Below are 24,911 nucleotides of genomic sequence, written 5' to 3' on the forward strand. Positions count from 1 at the left end.
CCACCGCACATGCGTTTCGCCACCATCTCGCGCGGCCACGACACCGTCGCCGTGGTCGTCGAGGACGATCAACTCTTCCCCATCGAGGGACGCTCGGTTCTCGACCTCGTCCGCGGCGGGCTGACTTCTGCCCTGGTCATCGGCCGCCGGGCAGTCGCGTCGGCGACCCCGATCCCGCTGGCGGGTGCACATCTCGTTTCGCCGATACAGCCGGTCACAATCCGGGATTTCGTGACCTTCGAGGAGCACGTCGAGGGTGTGCGCGCGAGTGTGCAGAACCAGGCGGGCGTGCCCGACGCATGGTACGAGGCACCACACTTCTATTTCACCAACCCGCACACGATCACCGGACCGGACGCGCACATCGCGGCGCCGCACGGGTGTACGGACCTCGACTTCGAACTCGAGGTGGCCGTGGTCCTCGGCCGGGGTGGCAGCAACCTGACCGTCGAGGAGGCAGCCGGCGCGATCTTCGGCTACACCATCCTCAACGATTGGTCCGCGCGTGATCTGCAACGGCGGGAAATGGAGGTGGGCCTCGGCCCGGCGAAGGGCAAGGACTTCGCCAACACCCTGGGCCCCGTGCTCGTCACGGCCGACGAGTTCGCCGCGAGCCACGACGCCGACGGATTCCTCACACTCGGCTGTACCGCGCACATCAACGGCGTCGAAATTGGACGAGATGTGTTGTCCAACATGGGCTGGACATTCCCGACGCTGGTGGCGTACGCATCGCGGAGCAGCCGTGTCGAAGCCGGTGACGTACTCGGCTCGGGGACGACCGGCAACGGTGGCTGCCTCGCAGAACTCTGGGGACGCCGCGGACGCCAGGATCCGCCCTCGCTACGACCCGGTGACGTCGTGCGCCTGACGGTGGAAGGTATCGGGACCCTGACCAACACCGTCGCTTCGCGCCCGGACGCGCCCGCACCGGTTCCACCGGTGCGGCGCCGCGACGACCGGAACGCCGAACGCGCTCGTCATCTCGGTACCGGGAGCCCGGTATGAGCTTCGCCGAACGGACAATCGTCGTCACCGGCGCCGCCGGTGGTATCGGTGCCGCGGTGACCACCCGGCTACGGGACGCGGGCGCAACAGTCGTTGCCCTCGACCGCACCGCGAACTCCGAGCGCGGCAGCCGGGCATTCGATGTCGCCGACCCCGGACACTGGCACACGCTCGCGAAAGAGCTTGCCGCACAGGGACACGTGCACGGGCTGGTCAACTGCGCGGGCATCACCCGTCGGGCACGTGTTCCCGAGGCCAGCGAGTCGGACATGCTCGACGCCTACCGAATCAACGCGATGGCGCCGCTGCTGGCCATTCAGGCCCTGCTGCCACTGTTCGGCCCCACCGCGTCGATCGTCAATATCGGCTCCATCGCCGCACTCACCGGCCACTACCCAGTGGCCTACACCAGCAGCAAATGGGCACTGCGTGGACTGACCCACACGGCCGCACTCGAATTGGGCCCACGGGGTATTCGGGTCAATATCGTGCACCCCGGTTTCATCGACACTCCGATGACGGCGTCGGCACCCGAGGAGTTCCGCTCCACCTCGATTGATGCGACATCACTCGGTCGCGCCGGCGCACCCGGGGAGGTGGCCGACGTCGTCGCGTTCCTGCTCGGCGACGCAGCGGCCTACGTCACCGGTAGCGAGATCACCGTCGATGGCGGCGCCACCTCGCACGGCGGCGTCAAGTCGATCTCCGATGCCCTGCGAACTCCGTCCCTACCAACTCCGCACCCGTCGCCGCAGTCGGCGACCGTCCGATGAAAGGCACCGCCATGACCCACGTAGAAGTCCCGTCCGCCGCGATGGCCATCGATCCGACCGACCCGGAGGGGGCGATCGCCGCTGCCGCTGCGCGCTGCTCCAACTGGGGCCGGTGGGGAGCCGACGACGTTCACGGGACGCTCAATTTCATCGACGACGCGAAGCGCGCAGCCGCGGGGCGGCTCATCCGCCGCGGTGCGACCTTCAGTTTGTCCCAGCAGTTCAATATGGATGGGCCGCAGAAGGGTTGGCGCCGACGCACGAATCCGCTCCACACCATGCTCGACACCGGCACCGAGGCGCAGGCCGGCATCCAGGGGTTTCCACACGGACTCGGCGGTGCCGACGACGTCGTCACGATGCCGCTGCAGTGCTCGACCCAGTGGGACGGCCTCGGGCACATTTTCGATCACGGCCACGCCTGGAACGGCCGCCCCGCAGGCGACGTCGTCACCTCGGCCGGCGATCGGGTCACCGGGATCGAGACCGCGGCCGACCGTATCGTCGGGCGTGGCGTGCTGCTCGACGTCGGCCGGGTATTCGGCACCGACGGTGAACTTCCCGACGGGTTCGCGATCACCACCGAACACCTACGGGCCACCATCGATGACCATCACCTCGCCGGCGCCGTCGGCACCGGTGACATCGTTCTGGTACGCACCGGCCAACTCACGCGAGCGAAACGCGAAGGGTGGGGCGACTACGCCGGGGGCGATGCGCCCGGACTCTCGTTCACGACGGCCGACTGGTTGCACGACACGGAGATCGCCGCGATCGCCACCGACACGTGGGGATTCGAGGTGCGCCCCAATGAGTTCGACGTGGCCTTCCAGCCGCTTCATCAGGTCGCCATCCCCAACATGGGGCTGTTTCTCGGGGAGATGTGGGATCTCGACGGACTGGCGGAGGATTGCGCGACCGATGGGGTGTACGAATTCTTCCTCACAGCCGCTCCTATTCCCGTGACCGGCGCGGTCGGCGCACCGGTCAACCCGATTGCCGTCAAATGAACGTCGACACTTCCGGTCGGCTGGCCGGCAAGATCGCCGTCATCACCGGCACCGCCGGCGGGCAGGGCCGCGAAGCCGCGCTGCGGTTCGCCGCCGAGGGCGCAACGGTCTATGGCTGCGACCTGCAGCCGGATGCGGCCGAGGAGACCGTGGACCTTGTCACCGCGACCGGCGGGCAGATGTCGAGCAGCCATCCGCTCGACCTCACCGACGAGACCGCCGTTCGTGGCTGGCTGGATGAGATCGGCAGCCGGCACGGCCGCATCGACATCCTGTATGCCAACGCCGGACTGGCGACCTTCGCCCCGGTCGACGAGATCACTTTGGATGATTGGCATTTCGTCATGTCGCACGAAGTCGACCTGGTGTTCCTCCCAGTCAAGCATGCCTGGAAGTACCTGATGCAATCGGGGAACGCTTCGATCGTGCTGGTCGGATCGACCGCAGGCGTGAGCGGCTCGGTCACCAACACCCGCCTCGCACACACTGCGTCCAAGGGGGCGGTCGTCGCGATGACCAAGCAGCTCGCCGCCGAAGGCGCTGCACACCACGTCCGGGTGAACTGCGTCAGCCCCGGCATGATCCGCACCCCGCAGTCCGAAGCCACGCTGCTCGCCGAGGAGCATCCGATGACCACCATCGCATCCGCAATCCCCCTCGGCCGACTCGGCACCTGCGCAGACGTGGTCAACTGTGCGACCTTCCTCGCCTCCGACGAGGCCGGCTATGTCACCGGCGTCAATCTCATGGTCGACGGTGGATGGTCCGCCGTCCTGCCCGGCTAACTCGATCCCGAACTCAACACACGAAGGAACACACCATGTTCGAATACTTTCCCGGCAACTACGTCTGGAACCTCGGCACCGTCGCCACGCTGAACAGCGGCGGCTACATCGACGAGATCGACCGCGCCTGCCGCCCCATCAAGGAGGCCGCGAGCCGAGGGGAAGACGCCGGCACCGAGGAATTTCTCGCGTCCTGGACCGCGGTGGTCGACGATCTCGTCGACCAGGCCGACAGCGAACTCGCCCAGGGGCATTCGCGCACCGCAGGACGCATGTACGGACGCGCCGCCAACTACCTCGTGAACGCCGAACGGATGCAGAGCGCGGATGCACCCGACCGCAACGCCATCTATCGGCGCGTCATCGAATTGATGGAGCGCTCCTTCGAACTCGCGGACCCGCTCACCACCCGGGTCGCCATCCCGTACCGGGACACCACGTTGCCGGCCTACTTCACCCGCCCCGCCCAGGTGGACGGCTCGACGCCGTGCATGATCCTGTGGAACGGCCTCGACAGCACCAAGGAACACCAGTACACCTCGGGATTCGGTCACGAGATGGCCGAGCGCGGTATCGCCACGCTGATGGTCGATTGCCCCGGAAGTGGCGAAGCGCTACGTCTGCAGGGGCTCACCTCACAGATCGAGTCCGAGGAATGGGCTGCCGCGTGCGTCGACTACCTAGAGACGGTCGACGGGATCGACACGACCCGAATCGGTTTGGCCGGCTGGTCGCTCGGCGGCTATTACGCGCCCCGCGCCGCGGCGTTCGAGAAGAGGCTCGCGCTCTGTGTCGCCTGGGGTGCAAATCATGACTGGGGCAAGGTACAACGTCGCCGAGTGGAGCGCGAAGGCGAACGCCCCGTGCCGCACTACTGGCGTCATGTGCTGTGGGTGTGGGGTTTCGAGGACCTCGATGAGTTCCTCGACTTCGCCGACGGCGTCAACCTCGACGGCGTGGTCGAACAGATCTCGGTGCCCTTCCTGATCGTGCACGGCGAAAACGACCGACAGATTCCGGTTGAATACGCCCACCGCTCCTACGAACAGGCCACCGCGAGCCCGAAGCGCCATCTGCGAATCTTCACCCAGCGCGAAGGCGGAGCCGAACACGTCGGACTCGATCATCTGCCCTACGTCAGCGAATACGTCGCCGACTGGGTGGCCGACACCTTCGGCGAACTGGCGCAGACCCGGGTGGTCGCCGACGCGAGCGCAGCTCGCTGAATGGCATCCTCGGTACCGGTCACAACCGGTACCGAGGACTCCGTCGGCTCCACTCTCATCAACGCCGGCAGGAAGCCAGCACCGTCAATCCCGGCGCCGCCTTCTTCGATTCGAGTCTGGCCGATGCGGCGTCACCGTGCGCAGTCACTCCGCGAACGCGACCGGAATCGACGCCCATCCACGCATTGTGTTGTTGTGATGTCGTGTCGGCACCCCGGTGAGCTCGATCCGACGGAATCGTTGCGCCAGCGCGATCAGCAGAGCTTCGCCTTCCAGCCGGGCCACATGCTGGCCGACGCATTGATGAATACCCATCCCGTAGCCGACGTGACCCGACGGGTCGCGGGCCAGGTCGAACCGATCGGGTTCATCCCAGCGCTGCGGATCGCGGTTGGCCGAGCCCAGGAACATCAGGATCTTTCGGCCCTCGGGGACCACGACATTACCGACGCGAATGTCACGGGTGGCAGTGCGGAAGAACGTCTGCACCGGCGATTCCCACCGGACCGCCTCGTCGAAGGCGATCCGGGCCAACGCCGGATTGGCCCGCAGCCTCGCCCACTGATCGGGGTGGGTAGCGAACGCGTAGAGTACCGCGCCGAGTCCATGCACGGTCGTGTCGACGCCGGCAGACAGCAGCGAACGCACGATGGTGGGCGCTTGTGCGACGGTGATGTCCCCCCGATCGGCGGCCGCCCACACCTGCGCACCGAATGTGGGCTGATCGCCGTAGACGGTCTGTGCCAACCGGTCCCGGGCGCACTGCTCGTTGACCCATCGCGACACTTCGCCGATCCGCGGCTCGCCCTTGGCGACGAGGTCGTTGTGCGGTCCGAAGGCGTTGAAGAGATGGTCTCCGTACGGCAGCAAATTCTCGCGGCCGGCGGTCCCGATGCCCACCGCGTCCGGGAAAACCCGCAGCGGGAACACCGCCGCGACGTCGCATTCGGCGTCGAGGTCGGTGTCGGCGTGCAAGCTCGCGACGAACTCCTCGGCGTCCCGGCACCAGTGTTCGTGTAGCCGGCGGACCGCGCGGACGCTCAGGATTGCGGACAGCACCTCGCGTGGCGAATCGTGTACCGGTGGATCGGACTCCAGCAACAGGCTTGGCGGCCGCCAGGGCTTCTCGTACCGGAAGTTGCTGAGGCCCACGCCGGCGCCCGACTGAAACGACTGCCAGTCGGTGAGCGCCGCGTGCATGTCGTCATAGCGGCCCATCGCGTACACGTCGTAGCGACTCAGATACGTGATCGGGCCGGCGGCGCGCAGCTGCGCGTGAAAGTCGTCGGGGTTCTCGAGGATGTCGTGTCCGAACGGGTCGACATCGCTGACCGGAGCCGATCCTACCGCCGGGTTGCGGTACTGAGTGATGGTCATCTGTTGTCTCCCTTATAGATCCAGGACCAGGCGGTCCGAGCATGACCGTGAAACGCAGAGGAACATGCAGTCGTTGCGGCTTCGCTCGTCGTCGGCGAGCAGGGAGTCGCGATGATCGGGCGTCCCATCCAGGACGGTCGCCTCGCAGGTGCCGCACGTGCCCTGCCGGCACGACGACAACATCGGCACCCCGGCGGCACCGACCGCCTCGAGCACGGACGTCTCGGGCGTAACGCTCACGGTGACGCCCGACCGGCGCAGCTCGACATCGAAGGAACGGTCGCGGACCGGGGCCGAGAGTCGTCTGGGTACAAAGTGTTCGATTCGCAAGGATCCCGCCGGCAGGTCGGCACCCGCGGCCCGAACGGCGTCGAGCAATCGCTCCGGTCCGCAGGAGTAGACCTTTGCCTTGGTAAGGTCATCGGCGAAAACCGTTGCGAGGTCGAATGGCCCGCGTTCGACGCTGGGCCACACCGTGACCCGCGGATCGGCCGACAGCTCGGTCGCGAAGGCCATCGACCGTGCCGACCTCCCCACGTAGGTCAGTGCCCACGGAGTGCCGAGACGATCGGCGTGATCCAGCATCGGCAGGATCGGCGTGACCCCGATACCGCCCGCGATGAATACGTAGCGGTGGGCGGGCACAAGCGCGAAGTTGTTGCGCGGCCCACCGATCGGCAGTCGGTCGCCGACGGCCAGGGTGTCGTGAATGTACGCCGAACCGCCCCGCCCATCCGACTCACGCAGCACCGCGATCCGGTAGTGGAAGGGGTCCCACCGATCTCCGCAGAGCGAGTACTGGCGGACCAGGTCGCCGGGCAGGATGACGTCGATGTGCGCTCCGGGCGCCCAATCCGGTAGCCGCCGCCCAGCGGGGTCGGCGAAAGTCAGCTCGCAGACACCGTCGGCGAGGTCGGTCTTGGCCACGACCGCGAGAACGAGACCATCGGCGGCTGCCGACGCCACCAGAGACGGAATGTCGGCAGTCGACTGCGCGTGCGTTGGTGGGTCGACGACTGTGGTCATGGCAACGACGATCGCCCAGCGGTGCTCTAGGTCACAATGCATATCTCATTGAATGGGAGCGACTTGGCTGGTTGCGGTTTCTGCCGGAGACATTTCTGCTGGAGACATCGGACGCCCGAGCTCGCGCTGAACGCCGCGGGCGGACGCCTGCAATATGGATACGAGGACGGTTGCTCTTTCTTCGCGGGGGACAACCACCGACAGTGCGGCGACCACCCGATCGGCGCGGTCACGGATCGGGACGGCGATCCCCATCGCGTCGTCGTGGATGAAACCTGGGCAGATGGCGACGCCGGACCGGCGGATCTCGGCGAGGAACACCCGCAGGGCCCGCGGATCGGTGATCGTCCGGTCGGTGTACCGGGGCAGCGGACCGGTGATGATCTGATCTTGGAATTCGCTCGGCGCGTGTGCGAGCAACACCAGACCCGAAGACGACGCGTGCAGGGACAGCCGCCCCGCGATTCGCGTCAGGTTGATCACCGCACCCGGGCTGGACAATCGCTCGATGAACAGCACCTCGGTGCCGTCCAGGACACCAATCTGCACGTGGTGCCCCACGATGGCATGAAGGTCCTCCAGAAACGGCATCGCCGCATCCCGCAGTCCGCGCATTGGCGCCGCCCGCGACGCGAGCTCCCACAGCCGGACCCCGATGCGCACCCGCCGATTCCGATCCCGTTGCAGGAGACCGTGCTCGACCAGTTCATCCACGAGCCGCGACGCCGTGGACAACGTAAGGCCGGCCCGTTCCGCGATGTCGGTCACCGACACCGCTACATTTTCCGGGTCGAACACCTCCAGGATTCGCACCACCCGCTGCAGGACAGACTCACCAGACATCGATCGCGCCATGGCATCGAGACTGACACCGAAGCGGCCGACTGTCGACAACCTTCGGCTGCCGCCACACGTCGCGATCGAGCACGATGATTTTGCTCCGCCAAAGATCACCATGCTTCTCGACCCGTTGGCCAATACTGGCCACATGGACGCTCGACCAACGCCGCGATCGGGTGGCACCCTCGTCGCGCGACCGTTCCGTGTCCTGGGAACGTTGCGCGGTTGGTCAATCCCACAGGTGATGGGTTTCGTTCAGCGACAACATCTCGCGGTAGCCATCGGGCTCCACGCGCACTCGGCTCACCGAGGTGTAGAAGGGTTCGGTGAAGAACATCTGAGCCGCACCGACGATATGAGAGAGGACGGCATTGATGACGCCGCCGTGGCATACGACGGCAGTCGTGGAACCGCCGACATGATCGACCGACGCGTCGATGCCGGCGAGGACGCGTGATCGGAAGGCCGCAACGTCGAACTCGTTCACACCGAGCCGGCCGGCGTTCATGTCCTGCCACAGCAGCTTCCGCTCGGTGTACGAGTCCAGGTCGAGTCCGTATGTGGTCCAGCCCCGGTCGAGCTCCGCGAGACGGTCGTCGACCACAGTATCGAGCGAGAGCGACGCGGCAGCGAACGCGGCGGTTTGCGCTGCCCGCCGCATAGGGCTGCTTACCAGTCGCTGCACTTTCCCATAGCGGCCATCGGCAAGCGCGCGGGCAAGTCGCTTCGCCTGTCCCTCCCCCTCCGGTGTGAGACTGGGGTCGGCACCCGCCGGATCACTGAGGTGGAACGGTTGGGCGTGGCGGATGAGGAGCAAGTCCATGCCGCGGCGTCACCCAACACCCAGCGCGAGCGTGACATTGCGCAGTGCGGCAACCGATCTCCAATCGATGACGGCCGCACAGTTGCGTTCCAGCAGGGCCAGGATCAGGCGGTTCACGACCGGGTTGTCCGGGAGGACGTCGAGGGCGGCGAGCGAGATGTACAGACCGCTGAGCACCTGGATCTGGTAATCCGATGTGGCGGTGGCCAAGTCGTAGCCGGCCGCGCGCTCGCCGAAGACCTCGACATAGCGCCGGATGAGTCGCATCTCGTGCGCGCGGCGGTCGGCAACGTCGACGCTGCCGGACATGAAGTAGCCGACGTCGTACATCGGGTTCCGCAACCCGGTGACTTGCCAGTCGATGATGACGGCCGACACGCTGTCGCCGGACTGGTCGAACAGGACGTTGTCGACACGCGGGTCACCATGGGTGAACGTCAACCGTCGATGCGGGAGCAGGTGCCACTCACGTACCAGTTCGGTTGCCTCGCGGATCGCGTCCAGGGACTCGACCGGTAGATCGTCGGCAAAACGGTCGAGAGCGATGGCAGCTCCGCGACCGGCCGCATCCGACCAGTAGTCGCACACGTCGGGCAGGCGGATCATCCAGTCGTCCGCGGACTCGTCCGTCAGGGGAAAGTACTCGGAGTGCAGCCGGGCCAACTCGACGACGACGGCCTCGGCGGCCTCCGGTCCGGCGCCCGCCACCTGGTCACCCGGTGTGGTCGATGTGCTGAGGTCTTCCATCACCAGGTTGATGGTGGTCTCGTCACCGGCCACCCAGTACTTCAACGGGATTCGGCAGGATTGTCGTTCGCTGATCGATCGGTAGGCGCCGATCTCGCGATGGTAGGCGCCGCTGCGGAGTCCATGGGCGTGGATGTCCGCGTTACTGGGGCGGAGTTTGACCACCAGTGCCGAGGGCGCGTCGCCTGGTTCGCCCGCGTAGTCGATACTCACCCGCACGGTGTCACTGACGTTGCCCGCACCGATCGGGGCCAGCGAGACACCGGCAACCGCAGCGGCGGGAATCCCGGAGTGACGCAGAACCGATTGAATCCACGCGGCGTCGATCTCGTCGACGACGTCGATCAGTCGCGGCGCCTCGGCGCTCGCCGTTTCCATACCGGTGATGTCAGTGCTCATGACCATGACCCTTCGAAATAGTTGGAGTTCCAGACGTCGGTGATGACACCGTCGCGTGCTTTGAAGATCTCGATGCCACAGAGCTTCTCGCCGGTCGAACGCCGCTCGGCGTTCCAGGTCAGCGAAGCGAATGTGTCGTCGCCGACGAGGGTCACGACAGTGAAGAACGGGTCATGAGCGGCGAGGTCCTTGGTGATGCGTTCGGCTTGCTCGTCCCGGGTGAGCTCGGTGACGGCCCCCGCGGAGTGTCGAGTCATCGGATCACCACAGATCTCGCGCACAAGGTCGACGTTCTTGTTGTTGTAGAGCTCGAACAGGTATCGCTCGACCAGACTGACAGGGCTCTCGGACATGGTTCTCCCTCTCGGAATCCTCAGGCTTCGGCGGGCAGCAGGGACCGGATCTGTCATTCGACCATGGGTACGGAGCTCACACTTTCTGTGGTTGTTTGGTGAAGGCCTCGACGGTCGAGGACAGTTCGGTGGGTGTTGCGCCGTGCATGATGACGCCGTCGACACCGAGATCGAACTGATCGCGAACGAGGGCCGCACAGCGTTCTGCGGAACCGGTGGCGGCACAGGCCAGCCACTCCGCAGGCACCACGGCACGCAGGCGGTCGAAGGTCGCGGCGTCGCCGACGGCGTCCGCCCAACCCGGTAGCTCCTGCACGACCTCGGACGCGCGGAAGCGTTCCAGCGCTGCGGGATCCCACCGGTTGGTCTCGACGAGCAGATCGCCGTAGACCTGCAGATAGGTGGCGATCCGGCCTACGGTCTTCTTCAGAAACGTCTGTTCGTCGATCTCGTCGCAGACGGTGGCATAGCACGACCAGACCTTGACCGACGCCGGATCCCGCCCGGCCCGCTCTGCGGCATCGCGGATCTCCTGCACGACGCGCGCGGTGGTGTCGTCGGAGAAGAAGGTATGGAGCACCACCATGTCGTAGGCCCGGCCGGCGAGCTGCAGGGTACGCGATCCGAAGGCTGTGGTGCACAACGGGATCTGCTCGTTGAAGGTCGGATCCAGCGCCAGCTTGGGGAACCGGCCGAGCGGGCCGTCGTAGTCGATGACGACCTCACCTCGCCAGAGGCGACGCATCAGGTGGGCGAACTCCTCCATCTGTTCGGTCGTGGTCTGACCGAGTCCGAGACCGGCGATCTGCGGACGCAACCCGCGGCCGATCCCGAGGGCGAAACGTCCGCCGGTCAGGCGGTGCATCGTGGTGGCGAAGGCCGCAGTGATCGCGGGGTGCCGGGTGTTGATGTTGGTCGCCGCGGTGGTGATCCCGATCGTCGTCGTTGCGGCGCCGGCGGCACCCGAGAGTGCGCATGCCTCTTTGACATTCAGCCGTTCGGAGATGAACGCCTGCCCGAGGCCCATCGACTCGGCCGAGGCGAGTTCGTCGAGCATGTCGCGGGGCGAGTCGACGTGGCCGCCGAGGGTGTAGAAACCGAGTTGGTCGGTACCGATGCCGGCGCGCTCAGACATGGGCCACCTCACCGGCGACCTGGAGCAGGCTGCCGAGCGCGTCGTGGTCGCGGGCGTGGGCCAAGGAGTTGGTGACCATCGAGACGAACAGATCGTCGCCGCGGCCGGTGCGGACGTCGGAGGCATGCATGCGGAACTCCCGGTAGTTGGACACGGCTGATCACCCGCCGTCGGGGTTGCTGTTCTCGCCCTTCGTGGCTCGGCTGGCGCTCGCACCTCGGAGACCGGACGGTTGGATCGAGCGGGGTGGGTCGGCCGGCCCCAGGAATGGGTGCGTCCGGGGCCGACCGAGCTGTGGCCTCGTCGAGCGTCAGACGAGGGTGACGGTGCCTGCGGTGCCGTCGACTTCGACGATCGCGCCGTCGGTGATGCGCTTGGTCGCCTCGGTTGCCGACACCACGCACGGGATGCCGAGTTCGCGGCTGACGATCGCGGCGTGCGAGAACGGCGCACCGACATCGACCACTACCGCGGCGGCGGCGACGAACAGCGGCGTCCAGGACGGGTCGGTGAGCGGCGCGACCAGAATGTCGCCCGGTTCGAGCGCCGACGGATCATCGGGGCTGGTGATGACCCGCGCCCGCCCCTTCGCGGTGCCACCGCAAGCAGGCACACCGGTGATGGTCTCGCCTACGGCAGCCACGGTCGCCGAGCTGTCGGCTCGCAGCGCCCACTCGGCCACCGGCGGCGGCGTTCCGTCGACGACGAAGGGTGGCTTCCGGTCGAACAGATCCAGATAGCTGCGCTCACGCTCGGCCACCGTCGCGGTGTAGTTCGTCGGGTTCGCCACGAAGTCCGGCAGTTCCGAGGCGAACAACATGAACACCTGGCGGGGTGATTCGAGCGCGCCCTGCTCGGCGTAGCGCCGGCCGAGTTCGAGCCCGGCCAGCCGGATCTCGTGCATCAGCATTGCTGCCGTGGTCCGGCCCCGCTCGCGTCCACGCATCCACAGTGCCGATGCGTTCAGCACCGCTTCGAACTGAGCCGACGCATCCGCGTCTGCGGCGAGCATCTCCCGGATCGCGGCAGCCGATTCATCGCGCTGCGCGGACCGCTCGGAGGCCTTCGACTCCGGCGCTTCGGCTTCCGCGACACTGCGCATGCGGTCGAGAGTCGCCAGCGCGAGATCGGGGTCCACGCCCCAGGTGATCGCCCGGATCTCCCACTCGGCCGGTCCACGGAAGTCCCAGTCGGCGAGGAACTCGTCCAGTGCTGCCCGGAAGTTCTGCACCGCAGACGAATCCGATGCGAGCAGGTTCGCGTAGAGACCTTTGGTGCCTCGGTCGAACAGGGCCGCGATATCCGGGTCCTGAGCGAGTCGGCTGAGCTTCCACATACCGAGCGACGGCCCGGCGGAGTCCACGTTCCCGAGTCCGGTCACCAGGGTGAGCGCCTGCTCGGGCTTGCCGACGGCCGTGGCGAGCTGTGCGATCGCGCCCAGCCCGACGCCGCTCTTGAGGCTGGCCTCGATGTGGTGCTTGAAGAGACGCCGCAGCAGGGTTTCGAACGAGTTCATGCGGTCGATGAGCTGGACGTCGGTGAGTGCGCCCAAATCCGGACGCGTCCGGCGGATCTCCTCGACCTCTACGCGATCGGCGTCGTAGGCAGCGAGATCGGTGGCGCCGAGCACCTGTTCGGCGAGCCACGCGCCGGCTTTGGCCTCGTACTCGGGATTCTCGTCGAAGTCCCGCTTCTCGCTCTCGTAGCTCGGAATGCCCGGCATGTCGCCGAAGTACTGCAGGTCGACGGCTTCGGCGGACATTCCCGGCACCCGAACGCCGAACAGCCGCATCAGCGACATGTTGATGTACAGGTAGCTACCGAAGGCGGGCAAGATGTTGAAGTCGACGGTCTCGTCGTACAGATCAGGATCCCAGACACCGCAGGCGACGAACGCATCCCGCCAACCCGGCTCGAGGCAGTGCTGAAAGCCCAGCGACGCATTCAGCGGGGTGATGGGGTCCGGGAAGATCTCACCGACATTCGCACGTGAGTACAGCGGGAAGAGCTTCGAGGTGTCGTCCATGAGGGGCCAGTCGGTCATCTGGCGGCCTCCTTCCGTGTCGCGGTGAGTTCGGTGGTGCCGCAGTTCCGCCTTCCGACAGCGTGCCGATTAGCGAACCTTTAGTCACATTATTGTGTGACGGCCCTCACTCTGTCAATATGGCCCGACGTGGCTTTTCTCGACAGGAGCGGCTTATTGGAGGTCGGCTACGCGTATTTGGCTGGACAATGTTGTGACGCGTGAGTCACTATCGTGAACGAGGGCGATACTGCCCGAGAGGAGCCGGCAATGCGTGTATTGGTCACGAACGACGACGGCTACGACGCCGTCGGCTTGGTCGCCGTGGCGGAGTCGCTGCTCGCGGCAGGCCACGAGGTGACCGTGGGTGCACCGCTCACCGAGCGCAGCGGCAGCGGCAGCTCGCTGGGCACCATCGAGGACGGCTCCCGAATCCCGCTGTTCGAGAAACGGATCGATGCGCTCGGCAACACTCCCGTCTACGCGCTCGACTGCCCGCCCGCGCTGGCCGCCATCGCCTTCTGTTCCGGGACCTTCGGCCCACCACCGGATCTCGTGGTGAGCGGGATCAATCCCGGGCACAACACCGGACGCTCGGTGCTGTTCTCGAGCACGGTCGGTGCGGTGCTGGCCGCCCGCGTCGCAGGTATCAGCGGACTCGCGATCAGCACGGGATTCGCCCCTGGGCACCGATTCGACACCGCAGCCGAGGTCGCCCGAGGTCTTGTGCAGTGGTTCGGCGCCCGCGATTCGGCGGCCGATCCGCTGACTCTCAACGTGAACGTACCGGAACTGGATTTCGCTGCGCTCCAAGGCATTCGGATCGCAGATCTCGGAGCAAAGAGCATGTTCACCCTGCGCGTCGCGCGAACCGACGGCGACCTGGTGTTGCGCCGGGTGGAGCGATCGTCGGGGTTCGCGTCGGGGACGGATGGTGCTGCGGTGGTGGACGGGTTCGTCTCGGTAACGCCGTTGAGTTCGGTAGGTGCGGATCTCGGGGCGCTCAGTGGGGACGGGTTGCCGGCGTTGGCGGCGGCGATCGGGTGAGGTGATTAAGGGAGGGCTACTCGTCGTCGGTTCCGCGCTCGCGCCCGGCGGTGAGGAGCAAGTCCTGGTGCAGTTCCATCCAGATGTCGTGGTAGCTGTCGTACATTGGGCGGGCGAAGGCGGCCTTGTCGCCGCCTCGTACCTTGGCCAGGGCAGAATCGAGCCGGACCTGGTAGCGGGACCAGCGGGGCATGCCTTCGGCGGCGGTCGTGAGGATGGCGTTCACCCGATCGTGCCCGGCCGCCAGGTCCGCGATGACCGCGGAGTCGTACTCGGCATCGGTGTGGTCGTTGGGTGTGGTGTCATCGCGCATCTGCCAGGCGGCACAAATCTGTTTGAAGTCGGTGTTGATCGGCAGGAACGCCGCATACAGTTCGGCCACCGTCCGGCTCTGCGCGTCGTCGAGTGATCGCTCGGCACGCAACTCGTCGTACCGCGCTCGCCCGGCCGGAGTCAGCATCGTCCCGGCCATGCGACCTTCCCGGCGGTTGGCCCAACCGGCGTCGACGATGGTGTCGACGACGTCACTTAGTGTCGTGGGTTCCAGCGCAGTCATCGCGGCGAGCACGGCGTCGGAGGCCAGGCCCTTGACCCGAAGGGCGTGCATGACCTCGACCAGGTCGCTGTCGGTGGTGGTTGTCATACTTTCTCTCCTTGTGCAAAACGTGCTGTAAGACTTCGCTTGTCGAGCTTGCCGGTGGGCAGTCGCGGCATATCGTCGGTGAACTCCACGACCCGAGGCGCCTTGAAGTGCGCGAGACGTTCCCGGCAGAACGCGATAAGGCCGGTATCGGTGAGCACCGAACCCGGACGGGTCTCGACGACCGCCTTCACCGATTCGCCGAACTCCGGATCGGGGATGCCGACCACGCCGGCGTCGATCACGTCGGGATGGCTCAGCAGCACCTCTTCGATCTCTTCCGGATAGATGTTCACGCCACCGGAGATGATCATGAATCCCTCGCGCCCAACCAGATACAGGTAGCCGTCGTCGAGGTAACCGATATCGCCCATCTGGCGCAACGCGGCTTTCTCGCCCGCGCTGTCGTAGGTCTGCGGTGTGGTGCTCTCGAAGCACACCCGGCCGCGTACACCATCGTCGACGGGCGCTCCGTCGGCATCGACGATACGTACCCGCGCCGCACCGAACGGCCGTCCGACGGATCCCGGGTGGTCGCGAACCTCGTCGGGGCCGATGTAGGTGTGCCCGTATCCTTCCGATGCGCCGTAATACTCGTGCAGGATGGCGCCCCACCAGTCGAGGATCTGCTCCTTCACGTCCACCGGGCACGGTGCGCCCGAGGTGAAAGCCACCCGATGACTCGGCGACAGTGCGATGCGTTCGCGTTCGGGTAGACGCAGCAGCCGGACGAGCATCGTCGGCACCCACTGCGAGTGGGTGATCTGGTGGCGCACGATCGCCTTCATCGCAGCCGCGGCGTCGAACCGCTCCATGCACACGACGGTGCCGCCGGCGGCGAGGGTGATCAGCGTGAAGGTGAACGGCGCGGCGTGATAATTCGGCGCGGGCGACAGCAGCCGCGTGGACGCATCGACGCCGAGTTTTTCGACGAGGCCGGAGTGCCGCTGCGGGGCGTCGGCCGGGTGGACGCCGAGGAGCTGCTGAGCGAACCGCTTCGGCCGGCCGGTGGTGCCACCGCTGTAGAGGACGCGTGCGCCGAGGAGCTCGTCGGCAATCGGGGTGGTCGGTTGCCCGGCGAGCACATCGTCGAAGGTCGCGAATCCGGGACGGGACGATTGGTCGCTGCGCAGGCTCCGCTCCGACGATTGGTCGCTGCGCAGGCTCCGCTCCGACGATTGGTCGCTGCGCAGGCTCCGCTCCGACGATTGGTCGCTGCGCAGGCTCCGCTCCGACGATTGGTCGCTGCGCAGGCTCCGCTCCGACGATTGGTCGCTGCGCAGGCTCCGCTCCTGGTGGCCGTCGGCGCAGATCGTGACGCCACCGGTGACGCCGCTGCGGGCGAGCGCCTCGGCGACGGTGTCGGCGACCGCACGGCTGGTCACAATCGCCCGTGGCGCCGCCTCCTCGAACAAAACGGCGAGCTCCGCGGGCTTCAGATGCCAGTTGACCGGGGTCACGTAGAGACCGCTGCGCATGCCGGCGGCCATCACCACCGGCCAGACGATGTTGTTCTCCATCACGATGACCACCGTGTCCCCCGCCGCAACGCCGTGCGCCCGCCAGAAGTGGGCCAGTTGGTTCGACTGTTCGTCGAGCTCGCGGTAGGTGATCGACAGCCCCGACTCCGCCATCACATAGGCGCTGGCGTCGGGTCGTTCCGCGACGATTGCCGGTGGGTACACGATCCTCCAATTGCGAATACTCAGTCACCTTTGCCGGACGGTCCGATAGGCCGTACCCCATGGTGACGTCTGCAAGGAATGTTTCGCTGTTGTGGTTCACAGCACACCATAGTTTATGATTTAGTGAAAGTGCAGTCGCAAACCGATTGGTTCCGACCACCGCCCAGGGAGCCCGAGATGACAAGCGTCGAGAGCATCGATCTGATGGACCTGCGGCCGTTTGCCGCGGGAACGGACCATGCCCTGTTCGCCCATCTGCGCGACGACGATCCGCTGCACTGGAACGCCGAGCCCGGCGGCCCCGGATTCTGGTCGGTCACCCGCTACGAGGACGTCAAGGCCGTCGCCTCGAATCACGAGGATTTCACCGTCGCGCAGGGCACCCAGATCGCCAGCCGGCGGGCAGAGGGTGAAGGTGCACGCAGCATCCATCACGTCGATCCGCCCGAACACGGCCCGTTGCGCGGCCTCGTCACACCGCACGTGCGGCCGGTGAAACTCAAGTCGTTGGAGCGCGACATCGCCGCTGTCATCGACGGTTTGCTCGACGACACGGTCGGCCGACCCGACATCGACTTCGTTGCCAACGTGTCGTCGCAGCTGCCTCTCGTGATGATCGGCCGTCTGCTCGGCGCACCCCTGGCGGACTGCCCGAACCTGTTGCGCTGGACCAATCAGATGGCCAGCGAGGATCCCGACTATTCCGAGGGCCCACAGACCGCGGTCGCGGCCCGCGACGAAGTGTTCGGCTACTTCCGCGCCCTCGAGAAGCTGCGGCGCGAGTGCCCGGCCGAGGACCTGGTGAGCGTGCTGACCGCGGCCGAGCTCGACGGCCTCCCGCTCTCGCGCGGCTATCTCGATGCCTACTACCTGATCCTGATGGTGGCCGGCAACGAGACGACCCGAAACCTGTTGTCCGGCGGCGTGAATCTCCTCGCCGAGAATCCGCAGTGGTGGGACTTCATGCGGGAGAACCCGGCGAAGATCCGCGTGGTGGTGGAGGAAATGGTGCGGATGGTCTCCCCCGTGCTCTCGATGCGGCGCACCGCGACCCGCGACCTCGAACTGCATGCCAAGCAGATCTCCGCGGGCGACAAGGTGGTCATGTGGTTCTGCTCCGCCAACCGCGACGAGCGCGTCTTCGAAAAGCCGGAAACATTCATCGGCAACCGCTTCCCCAACGAACATCTCGGTTTCGGCTGGGGTGCACACGCGTGCCTCGGCTCCAACCTGGCGAAGATGGAGGCCCGGCTGTTCTTCACCCGGGTCATCGAACGTAACCTGCAGATCGACGTCCTGGCCGAACCCAACCGTTTGCAGAGCAACTTCTTCCGAGGTATCAAGACGCTTCCGGTCACCATCGGGGAACGCCGATGACCAGCGTCCGGAGCGCCCTGCCGTCGAGCCTCGGCTCACCGGCCGCATTGATCGATGGCCGTGTGGTCGAGGCCGGTGACGAGATCCCCGTCCGCAATCCGTTCTCGGACAATGTCATCGGAGTGACACACCAGGCCACCGCCGAGACAGTCGACGAGGCGGTCATCGCAGCTCGCAGCGGATTCCGTGCATGGTCGGCCGTCGACGTCACCGACCGTGCCGCGCTGCTGCGTCGCACGGCGGAACTCCTCGAGGAGCGCGGGCCGTCGATCGCGGACACCGTGACCGCCGAGATGGGTATGCCGACGACCCTCGCGGTCGCGACCCAACAGGTCATGCCGGCCGCAGTATTGCGATCGATGAGCGCTGCAGCAGAGCGCTTTCCGTGGCGTGAACAGATCGACGGCGCGACACTGCAGCGGGTGTCGGCCGGGGTCGTCGCGGCGATCACGCCGTGGAACATGCCGGTCCACCAGATCGTCGCGAAGGTTGCCGCAGCGTTGGCCGCCGGCTGCAGCGTGGTGCTCAAACCCGCCGAGGCGACACCCTTCGACGCCGCCTTGATCCGCCAGTGCTTCGTCGACGCAGGACTGCCGCCGGCGGCGTTCAACATCGTCAACGGCACCGGCCCGGTCACGGGCACCGCCCTCGCCGGTCATCCCGGCGTCGCGCACGTCTCCTTCACCGGCAGCGTCGGTGCCGGGAAGTCGGTTGCCGCTGCGGCTGCGGGATCGCTGACCCGCACCACCTTGGAGCTCGGCGGAAAGTCGCCGGCCGTGGTGCTGCCCGACGCCGACTTCGAGAGGGTCCTGCCGCGGGTGCTGGCCAGCGGCCTGGTCAACACCGGCCAGGCCTGCAATGCCACCACCCGGATCCTCGCACCGCGCGCCGCGACCTTCACGGTGGAAGCGGCACTGGCGCAGGCACTGTCCGGAATCGTCGTCGGCGACCCAACCGAGTCGTCGACGACGCACGGCCCGTTGGCGTCACGGCGCCAGACGGAGCGGGTCCTCGAGCACGCGGCCCTCGCCCGCGCCACCGGTCGCGTCGTCGCGGGGACGGGCGAGCAGCTCTCGATCGGAGGGTCGCGATGCTTCGTCGAGCCACTGATCGTGACCGACCTCGGTCCCGACAGCCGCACCGTGCGCGAAGAGATCTTCGGGCCAGTACTCGTCGTCCAGTACTACGACTCGGTTGCCGAGGCCATCGAACTCGCCAACGACTGCGACTACGGGCTGTCGGCGGAGGTGTGGTCCGCCAGTTCGCAGCACGCCACCGAGGTGGCCGGCCTCCTGGACGTCGGCCAGGTCAAAGTCAACGGCGTCAAGACCCGAGAGCGGCCGGGCGTGCCGTTCGGCGGGGTGAAGAACTCGGGCTACGGGCGGGAACTCGGCGCCACCGGGCTCGCCGAGTTCACCGAGATCAAGGCGGTGATGGCATGAGCCGCAACCCCTCTGGTCGGACCTACGTGATCACCGGCGCCGCATCCGGGATCGGACTGGCGCTGGTCACTCGGATCCTGGACCGGGAGCCGACCGCCGACATCCTCGGTATCGACCTCGCCGCCTGCCCCGATACCCGCGTGCGCGCTGCGATCTGTGACCTGTCGGATCTCGACGCGATCGCCGATCTCGACCTGCCCGATCACGTGGACGCGCTCGCCAACGTGGCAGGTGTGCCGGGGACCGCACCTGCGGGAACCGTGCTGGCAGTGAACACCCTCGGCATGCGTGCCCTCACTTTCCGCGTCCTGGACCGCATGGGTCCGGGAGCGAGCATCGTCAACGTCGCCTCCATTGCGGCACACCGCAACACGCAGTCACCGGAGGCGATCGCGGCGTTGCTGAATGTCACCGATTGTGATCGGTTGGACGCGTGGCTCGCCGCGCATCCGATCGACGGCCCGGCCGCCTATGACACCTCCAAACGGGCCGTCGTCGATTGGACCGTCGCACTGTCGGCGGCCCTGCAATCCCGACACATCCGGGCGAATGCGGTGAGCCCAGGACCTACCGAGACACCGATCCTCGTCGACTTCGAGGCGTCGATGGGTGTCGACGCGATCGCCCGATCGGCGGCACATGTCGGACGCCACGGCACCGCAGCGGAATCCGCCGCGGCCGTCGCCTTCCTGCTCTCCGAAGACGCCGCCTGGATCAACGGCATCGACCTCCCCGTCGAAGGCGGATTGACGGCCACCCGCGCCGCCCTGCTGCCCGCACCGCTGACCTCACCCCGTATCGCCCCGACCGCGAAGGGTCTATCCCGATGAGTCCGACCAGCGCCACACCCGACGTCGTCGCTCTCGACGGCACCGCACCCGCCGACCGCGACCTGTTGGGCGGAAAGGCCTACAGCGTCAACAAGATGCGTGCACTCGACCTACCTGTCCCACCTGCATTCGCACTGACCACACCGGTCTGCGCCCGGTTCCACGAGAACGGCGGAGAGCTGCCCGACGACGTGTGGGACACCGTGCTCGACCATCTGCGCGCGCTGGAGTCGGAGACCGGGAAGCAATTCGGCAAGGGCCCCTTCCCGCTGCTCGTCTCCGTACGATCGGGAGCCGCGCAGAGCATGCCCGGCATGATGGACACCGTGCTGAACCTCGGTCTCACCAGAGAGCTGGCCGTCGAGATCGGCTCGGCCACCGGTGATCCCGCCTGGGCCGAGGACACGTGGGAGCGTTTCTGCACCGGCTTCGGCGAGATCGTCCGCGGCGACCGGACCGTCACGCCGCCCACGGATCCGTACGAACAGTTGCGGGAGGCGATCGGCGCGGTGTTCCGGTCGTGGACCAACGAGCGGGTGACCGCATACCGCAAGCGTCACGGCCTGGGTGTCGGCGGCGGCACCGCGGTGACGGTACAGGCCATGGTGTTCGGCAACCGTGACGACCGGTCCGGTACCGGCGTGGTCTTCAGCCGCGACCCGAGCACCGGCGAGCACGTGCTGTTCGGCGAATGGCTCGCGCGGGCCCAAGGCGAGGACGTCGTGTCGGGCGAGCGCACGCCGGAGTCGATCAGTGAGGTCGGCAGGCACGCACCCGAATTGTTCGATCGCCTCGAAGCGATCGCGACCGTGCTGGAACGCGAGCACCGCGACCTCGTCGACATCGAGTTCACCGTCGAGAGCGGCTCGCTGTACATGCTGCAGTGCCGCTCCGGAAAGCGTTCCGCGCAGGCGGCGGTCCGCGTCGCCGTCGACCTCGTCCACGAGGGTGTGATCGACCGTGCCGACGCGGTGTCCCGGATCAGCGCCGACCATGCGCAGGCTTTGGCGAACGAGACGTCGGTGCTATCGGGTGCCGCGGTACTGGCCCGCGGGACGGGCGCGAGTCCGGGAGTTGCGGTGGGCGTTGTGTATACCGACACCGACGAAGCTTGCGATGCCGCAGGACGTGGCGAGAAGGTCGTCCTGGTCCGCCCCTCGACGTCACCGGCGGATGTCCCGGCGATGTTCGACTCGGCGGCGGTCGTCACCGAGGTCGGTGGCACCACTTCACATGCCGCGCTCGTGTGCCGGGAGATCGGATTGCCCTGCGTGGTCGGCTGTGGGCCCGGACTCACCGCCTCGCTCGCGGGCCGTACCGTCACCGTCGACGGTGCCAGTGGCACGATCTACGCGGGGGACTCGGCGGGAAGTGCAGGCGGGACCGACGAGTACGTGGACGAGTTGCTCACGTATCTGCCGTCGAACCTGCCCGCCGACCACGCCTTGGCGCCACTGACACGACGCACGGCCCTCGCCTGATGTCCGCCGACCTCTCGAACGGAGCACCGATGACCGACGGAATCGACGCCATCTACACCGCCGCCGGGCTCGTCGGCGACACCGGCGCGGCACCCAAGCGGCCGAATCGTCGCGGGGAGCAGACCCGCGACAAGCTGATCCGTGCCGCCGAGGAATGCTTCACCGAGTACGGCTACACGCGCACGCGCATCTCGGACATCACCAACCGCGCCAACACCGCTCAGGGCAATTTCTATCGCCACTTCACCGGACTCGACGACATCTTCCTCGCGGCGCTCAAGCCGTCGTTGGAGGAACTCGCGAAGGCGCGGCTACGCCCCGATCACGCGCACGGTGAACTCGAATCTTTGATCGGGGTGAACACGACCTATCTGCAGGCCTACGCGCGGAATCGGCACATGCTGCGGCTGTTGCGTGAGGCAGCGGCGGCCAGCGAGAACAAGGGCTTCCAGCAGCTGTGGCTGAATCTGCGTGGCGACTTCGTCAAGCGCACCGAACGATGGCTGACGCGGCTGGCCGACCAAGGACTGATCGAGGGCGGCGACCAGCACATGCTTGCCGAGACACTGGGCTGCGCAACCGAGCAGATGGCTTATGTCCACGTCGGCCTCCCGGCGAGCACGCCCCGCCGCGAGGAGATCATCGGTCTCGGAAATGCGCTGGGCCAATTGTGGTATCGGGCGCTGCCGCTCACCAGGGTGGATGAACGCGCATCATGACCGGGCTCGCCGCACCGCTGCAGTCACGGACCTTGGGAATCGATGCCACCATCGTCGAGGTCCGGGACGAGACCGCCGACGCCCGGACCATCACGTTCGAGTGGGCCGGTCACGAGGGCTATCGCCCGGGACAGTTCGTCACCCTGCGCATCCCCAGCGTCCGCACCGGCTTCGTCGCACGAAGTTATTCACTCTCCACGTCGCCAGGAGTCGATCCGCGGCCCGCGATCACGGTGAAACGGACGCACGAGGGTTATGGGTCGAACTGGTTGTGCGACAACGCCGCCGCAGGCATGACGATTCACCTGCTCCCACCGTCGGGAGTGTTCACCCCGCACGGCTGGGATCATGACCTCCACCTGTTTGCCGCCGGCAGCGGGATCACCCCGGTGCTGTCGATCATCAAGGCCGCACTGGCCGAACACGACGGCCGGGTCACGCTCTTCTACGCGAACCGAGACGTCGAGTCGGTGATCTTCCGGGAGCTGCTGGATGACCTCGCGCTGCGGTATCCCGATCGGCTGCGCGTCGAGCACTGGCTCGAAGACGAATCTGGCCTCCCGACCGCCGACGCAGTTGCCAGGCACTGCACGATCCCGGCGGGCGACGAAGCGTTCGTCTGCGGTCCCTCGCCGTTCATGGATCTCGTCGAAGGCACCCTCACCGCTGCCGGGGTCGACCACCGGCATGTGCACATCGAGCGGTACGTCTCGCTCACCGGCGATCCGTTCACGCTCGATACCGGGCAGAATTCCAATACGGCCGAAAGCGCCACGGTGGTGGTACAACTCGACGGCACCACGCACACGGTCGAGTGTGCGCGTACCACCAGAATTCTCGACGCCTTGCTCACCACTGAGGTGGTCGCGCCGTACTCGTGCCGCGAGGGTGATTGCGGTTCGTGCGTCGCGAGGCTGGTGTCCGGGGAGGTCAACCGTGGTGCGGGCACCGCGCTGGAACCCGAGGACGAAGCCGACGGCTACCTGCTGACGTGCCAAGCGACACCGGCCGGCGACAACATCGAGATCGAATTCGACTAAAACCGTCGGATCCGGCGCACGCCGGCGTATGGCGGATGAGTTGGCCGGTCATCTTGTGCCATTTCGCATCCCGACGTGTCCGTCGCCGTGCATCGACATCCGCGGGTCGACGAAGCCGGCACCACCTAGAATGTCGTTCATGAGCGTCAAGGTGGATCTGGACCAACTGGCCGACACCCTTGCCGACTACAGGTTGGCTTACCTGATCACCGTCGGCGACGATTTCCGCGCCCACACGGTCGCGGTGGACCCGGTGCTCACCGCCGGTGTCCTCGACGTCGGCGCGATGGGACGAACCACGCGCGCCAACGTGACCGGCCACGGCGATGTCACCGTCATCTGGCCGCCGGGCGAGCCCGGCGGCTACACGCTGATCCTGGATGGCACCGCCCGTCCCAATGACGACACGCTGCAGGTCGTGCCCACCCGCGCGGTCCTGCACCGCAAGGCCACCCCGGAGTCGCCGTCCACGAACCCGAACTGCGTACACGACTGCGTGCCGATCGAACAGGCCTGAGCATCGCGGCAGCGAGCGCTCGCGACTACCGACCGGGTACCGGCGGCACGGACGCCTCGTCGCCCAATTCCAGGTGCAGGATCTGGTGCGCGTCCAGCATCCGACGCAGCGCCGTGTCGAGCGGCCAGGGAAAAGTGAGGTCGCTGCCGAACCGGTCATCGACCGCAGCCACCGACAAGTGCCGTTGCGACGTCACCTCGACGCGATCGACGATCGACTCGAACAACTCGATCGGCGTAGCGAGGTAATACAGCGGCCGCCGCGCACCCGGCGCACTCATCCCCGCCGCGTACAACACCCCGCGTGGGGTGATCACCAAGCGATCGGAGGCGATGACCACACCCGCAACCTCTGTCCTGCCCCACTCCATCGCAGCGACCCGAGCCTGCGCCACCCGCCTTCGGGTGTCGTCGGTGAGCAAACTCTCGACATCGCTCCGCTCGACCCGTGCGGCCGATCCGTGCTCCGGGCCGAAATATTGTTGCAACACCTCATCGACGAAATCGAACAGGAGCTCGCTCGTCGCCTGCTCCTCGGTCATAACAATCGCATCCCAAGCCCCCGCTGGCCGTACACCGCCCCCCGGTGCCGCGCCGGTCGATAGCCGG

The 24,911-nt window shown here is 66.7% G+C and carries 25 protein-coding genes; 13 read left to right on the forward strand and 12 right to left on the reverse strand.

Going from position 1 to position 24,911, the window contains the following annotated elements:
- The first annotated feature begins 9 nt into the window (after positions 1-9).
- From OG921_RS24565 to OG921_RS24585, 5 genes are read left to right on the forward strand one after another with little or no spacing between them, the layout of a single operon-like run.
- Positions 10-1,008: a fumarylacetoacetate hydrolase family protein gene (locus OG921_RS24565; protein WP_266115168.1), complete on the forward strand. Its 999-nt coding sequence runs from the start codon at positions 10-12 to the stop codon at positions 1,006-1,008.
- A complete protein-coding gene (locus tag OG921_RS24570) occupies positions 1,005-1,781 on the forward strand; it encodes an SDR family NAD(P)-dependent oxidoreductase (RefSeq protein ID WP_266115169.1) in 777 nt (258 codons plus the stop codon). Before OG921_RS24565 ends, OG921_RS24570 begins: the two co-directional genes overlap by 4 nt.
- A gap of 11 nt (positions 1,782-1,792) precedes the next feature.
- Positions 1,793-2,791 carry a cyclase family protein gene (locus OG921_RS24575; RefSeq protein WP_266115170.1) on the forward strand — a complete coding sequence of 333 codons (999 nt, stop codon included), beginning with the start codon at positions 1,793-1,795 and terminating at the stop codon, positions 2,789-2,791.
- A complete protein-coding gene (locus OG921_RS24580) occupies positions 2,788-3,576 on the forward strand; it encodes an SDR family NAD(P)-dependent oxidoreductase (protein ID WP_266115171.1) in 789 nt (262 codons plus the stop codon). Before OG921_RS24575 ends, OG921_RS24580 begins: the two co-directional genes overlap by 4 nt.
- Positions 3,577-3,611: 35 nt before the next feature.
- Positions 3,612-4,802, forward strand: a complete 1,191-nt coding sequence (locus OG921_RS24585) for a S9 family peptidase (protein ID WP_266115172.1) — start codon at positions 3,612-3,614, stop codon at positions 4,800-4,802.
- Positions 4,803-4,946: 144 nt separating this feature from the next.
- Here OG921_RS24585 and OG921_RS24590 read toward each other — a convergent pair whose 3' ends face one another.
- The 9 genes from OG921_RS24590 to OG921_RS24630 all read right to left on the reverse strand — a co-directional run bounded on the left by OG921_RS24590 (position 4,947) and on the right by OG921_RS24630 (position 13,546).
- Positions 4,947-6,179, reverse strand: coding sequence for a cytochrome P450 (locus OG921_RS24590; RefSeq protein ID WP_266115173.1), 1,233 nt, complete (start codon positions 6,177-6,179; stop codon positions 4,947-4,949).
- Between the two features lie 12 nt (positions 6,180-6,191).
- Positions 6,192-7,205: a PDR/VanB family oxidoreductase gene (locus OG921_RS24595; protein ID WP_266115174.1), complete on the reverse strand. Its 1,014-nt coding sequence runs from the start codon at positions 7,203-7,205 to the stop codon at positions 6,192-6,194.
- 45 nt (positions 7,206-7,250) lie between these two features.
- Positions 7,251-8,060 (reverse strand): IclR family transcriptional regulator, encoded by an 810-nt coding sequence (locus OG921_RS24600; protein ID WP_266115175.1) that lies wholly within the window; start codon positions 8,058-8,060, stop codon positions 7,251-7,253.
- 214 nt (positions 8,061-8,274) lie between these two features.
- The gene (locus OG921_RS24605) at positions 8,275-8,868 is read right to left on the reverse strand and encodes a histidine phosphatase family protein (RefSeq protein WP_266115176.1); all 594 of its coding nucleotides are present in this window, start codon (positions 8,866-8,868) and stop codon (positions 8,275-8,277) included.
- Positions 8,869-8,877: 9 nt separating this feature from the next.
- Entirely contained in the window at positions 8,878-10,014 is a 1,137-nt protein-coding gene (locus tag OG921_RS24610) for a phosphotransferase family protein (RefSeq protein WP_266115177.1), read from the reverse strand.
- Positions 10,011-10,367 carry a hypothetical protein gene (locus OG921_RS24615; protein WP_266115178.1) on the reverse strand — a complete coding sequence of 119 codons (357 nt, stop codon included), beginning with the start codon at positions 10,365-10,367 and terminating at the stop codon, positions 10,011-10,013. Before OG921_RS24615 ends, OG921_RS24610 begins: the two co-directional genes overlap by 4 nt.
- A gap of 76 nt (positions 10,368-10,443) precedes the next feature.
- Positions 10,444-11,502 (reverse strand): TIGR03857 family LLM class F420-dependent oxidoreductase, encoded by a 1,059-nt coding sequence (locus OG921_RS24620; RefSeq protein ID WP_266115179.1) that lies wholly within the window; start codon positions 11,500-11,502, stop codon positions 10,444-10,446.
- Positions 11,495-11,656 (reverse strand): hypothetical protein, encoded by a 162-nt coding sequence (locus OG921_RS24625; protein WP_266115180.1) that lies wholly within the window; start codon positions 11,654-11,656, stop codon positions 11,495-11,497. The genes OG921_RS24620 and OG921_RS24625 overlap by 8 nt, the downstream gene beginning before the upstream one ends.
- Positions 11,657-11,812: 156 nt before the next feature.
- Positions 11,813-13,546 (reverse strand): PEP-utilizing enzyme, encoded by a 1,734-nt coding sequence (locus tag OG921_RS24630; protein WP_266115181.1) that lies wholly within the window; start codon positions 13,544-13,546, stop codon positions 11,813-11,815.
- A 249-nt stretch (positions 13,547-13,795) separates the two neighbouring features.
- Between OG921_RS24630 and surE the strand changes: the two genes are divergently transcribed.
- Entirely contained in the window at positions 13,796-14,572 is a 777-nt protein-coding gene (gene surE, locus OG921_RS24635; protein ID WP_266115182.1) for a 5'/3'-nucleotidase SurE, read from the forward strand.
- 16 nt (positions 14,573-14,588) lie between these two features.
- Here the strand turns inward: surE and OG921_RS24640 are convergent, their stop codons facing one another.
- A complete protein-coding gene (locus OG921_RS24640; RefSeq protein WP_266115183.1) occupies positions 14,589-15,215 on the reverse strand; it encodes a MarR family winged helix-turn-helix transcriptional regulator in 627 nt (208 codons plus the stop codon).
- Entirely contained in the window at positions 15,212-16,897 is a 1,686-nt protein-coding gene (locus tag OG921_RS24645) for an AMP-binding protein (RefSeq protein ID WP_266115184.1), read from the reverse strand. The genes OG921_RS24640 and OG921_RS24645 overlap by 4 nt, the downstream gene beginning before the upstream one ends.
- Positions 16,898-17,074: 177 nt before the next feature.
- Here OG921_RS24645 and OG921_RS24650 point away from each other — a divergent pair, with 177 nt between their 5' ends.
- From OG921_RS24650 to OG921_RS24680, 7 genes are all read left to right on the forward strand, one after another.
- A complete protein-coding gene (locus OG921_RS24650; protein ID WP_266115185.1) occupies positions 17,075-18,274 on the forward strand; it encodes a cytochrome P450 in 1,200 nt (399 codons plus the stop codon).
- The gene (locus tag OG921_RS24655) at positions 18,271-19,716 is read left to right on the forward strand and encodes an aldehyde dehydrogenase family protein (RefSeq protein WP_266115186.1); all 1,446 of its coding nucleotides are present in this window, start codon (positions 18,271-18,273) and stop codon (positions 19,714-19,716) included. Before OG921_RS24650 ends, OG921_RS24655 begins: the two co-directional genes overlap by 4 nt.
- Positions 19,713-20,546 (forward strand): SDR family oxidoreductase, encoded by an 834-nt coding sequence (locus OG921_RS24660; protein ID WP_266115187.1) that lies wholly within the window; start codon positions 19,713-19,715, stop codon positions 20,544-20,546. Before OG921_RS24655 ends, OG921_RS24660 begins: the two co-directional genes overlap by 4 nt.
- Positions 20,543-22,027 carry a pyruvate, phosphate dikinase gene (locus OG921_RS24665; RefSeq protein ID WP_266115188.1) on the forward strand — a complete coding sequence of 495 codons (1,485 nt, stop codon included), beginning with the start codon at positions 20,543-20,545 and terminating at the stop codon, positions 22,025-22,027. The genes OG921_RS24660 and OG921_RS24665 overlap by 4 nt, the downstream gene beginning before the upstream one ends.
- The gene (locus OG921_RS24670; RefSeq protein ID WP_266115189.1) at positions 22,027-22,746 is read left to right on the forward strand and encodes a TetR/AcrR family transcriptional regulator; all 720 of its coding nucleotides are present in this window, start codon (positions 22,027-22,029) and stop codon (positions 22,744-22,746) included. Before OG921_RS24665 ends, OG921_RS24670 begins: the two co-directional genes overlap by 1 nt.
- Complete coding sequence (locus OG921_RS24675; protein WP_266115190.1) at positions 22,743-23,786, forward strand: ferredoxin--NADP reductase; 1,044 nt, start codon at positions 22,743-22,745, stop codon at positions 23,784-23,786. The genes OG921_RS24670 and OG921_RS24675 overlap by 4 nt, the downstream gene beginning before the upstream one ends.
- 139 nt (positions 23,787-23,925) lie before the next feature.
- Positions 23,926-24,303, forward strand: coding sequence for a pyridoxamine 5'-phosphate oxidase family protein (locus OG921_RS24680; RefSeq protein WP_266115191.1), 378 nt, complete (start codon positions 23,926-23,928; stop codon positions 24,301-24,303).
- A 25-nt stretch (positions 24,304-24,328) separates the two neighbouring features.
- Here OG921_RS24680 and OG921_RS24685 read toward each other — a convergent pair whose 3' ends face one another.
- The gene (locus OG921_RS24685; RefSeq protein ID WP_266115192.1) at positions 24,329-24,844 is read right to left on the reverse strand and encodes a glucose-6-phosphate dehydrogenase; all 516 of its coding nucleotides are present in this window, start codon (positions 24,842-24,844) and stop codon (positions 24,329-24,331) included.
- Between the last annotated feature and the right edge of the window lie 67 nt (positions 24,845-24,911).

It is taken from the genome of Aldersonia sp. NBC_00410 (genome assembly GCF_026342035.1).
GTDB lineage: Bacteria > Actinomycetota > Actinomycetes > Mycobacteriales > Mycobacteriaceae > Aldersonia.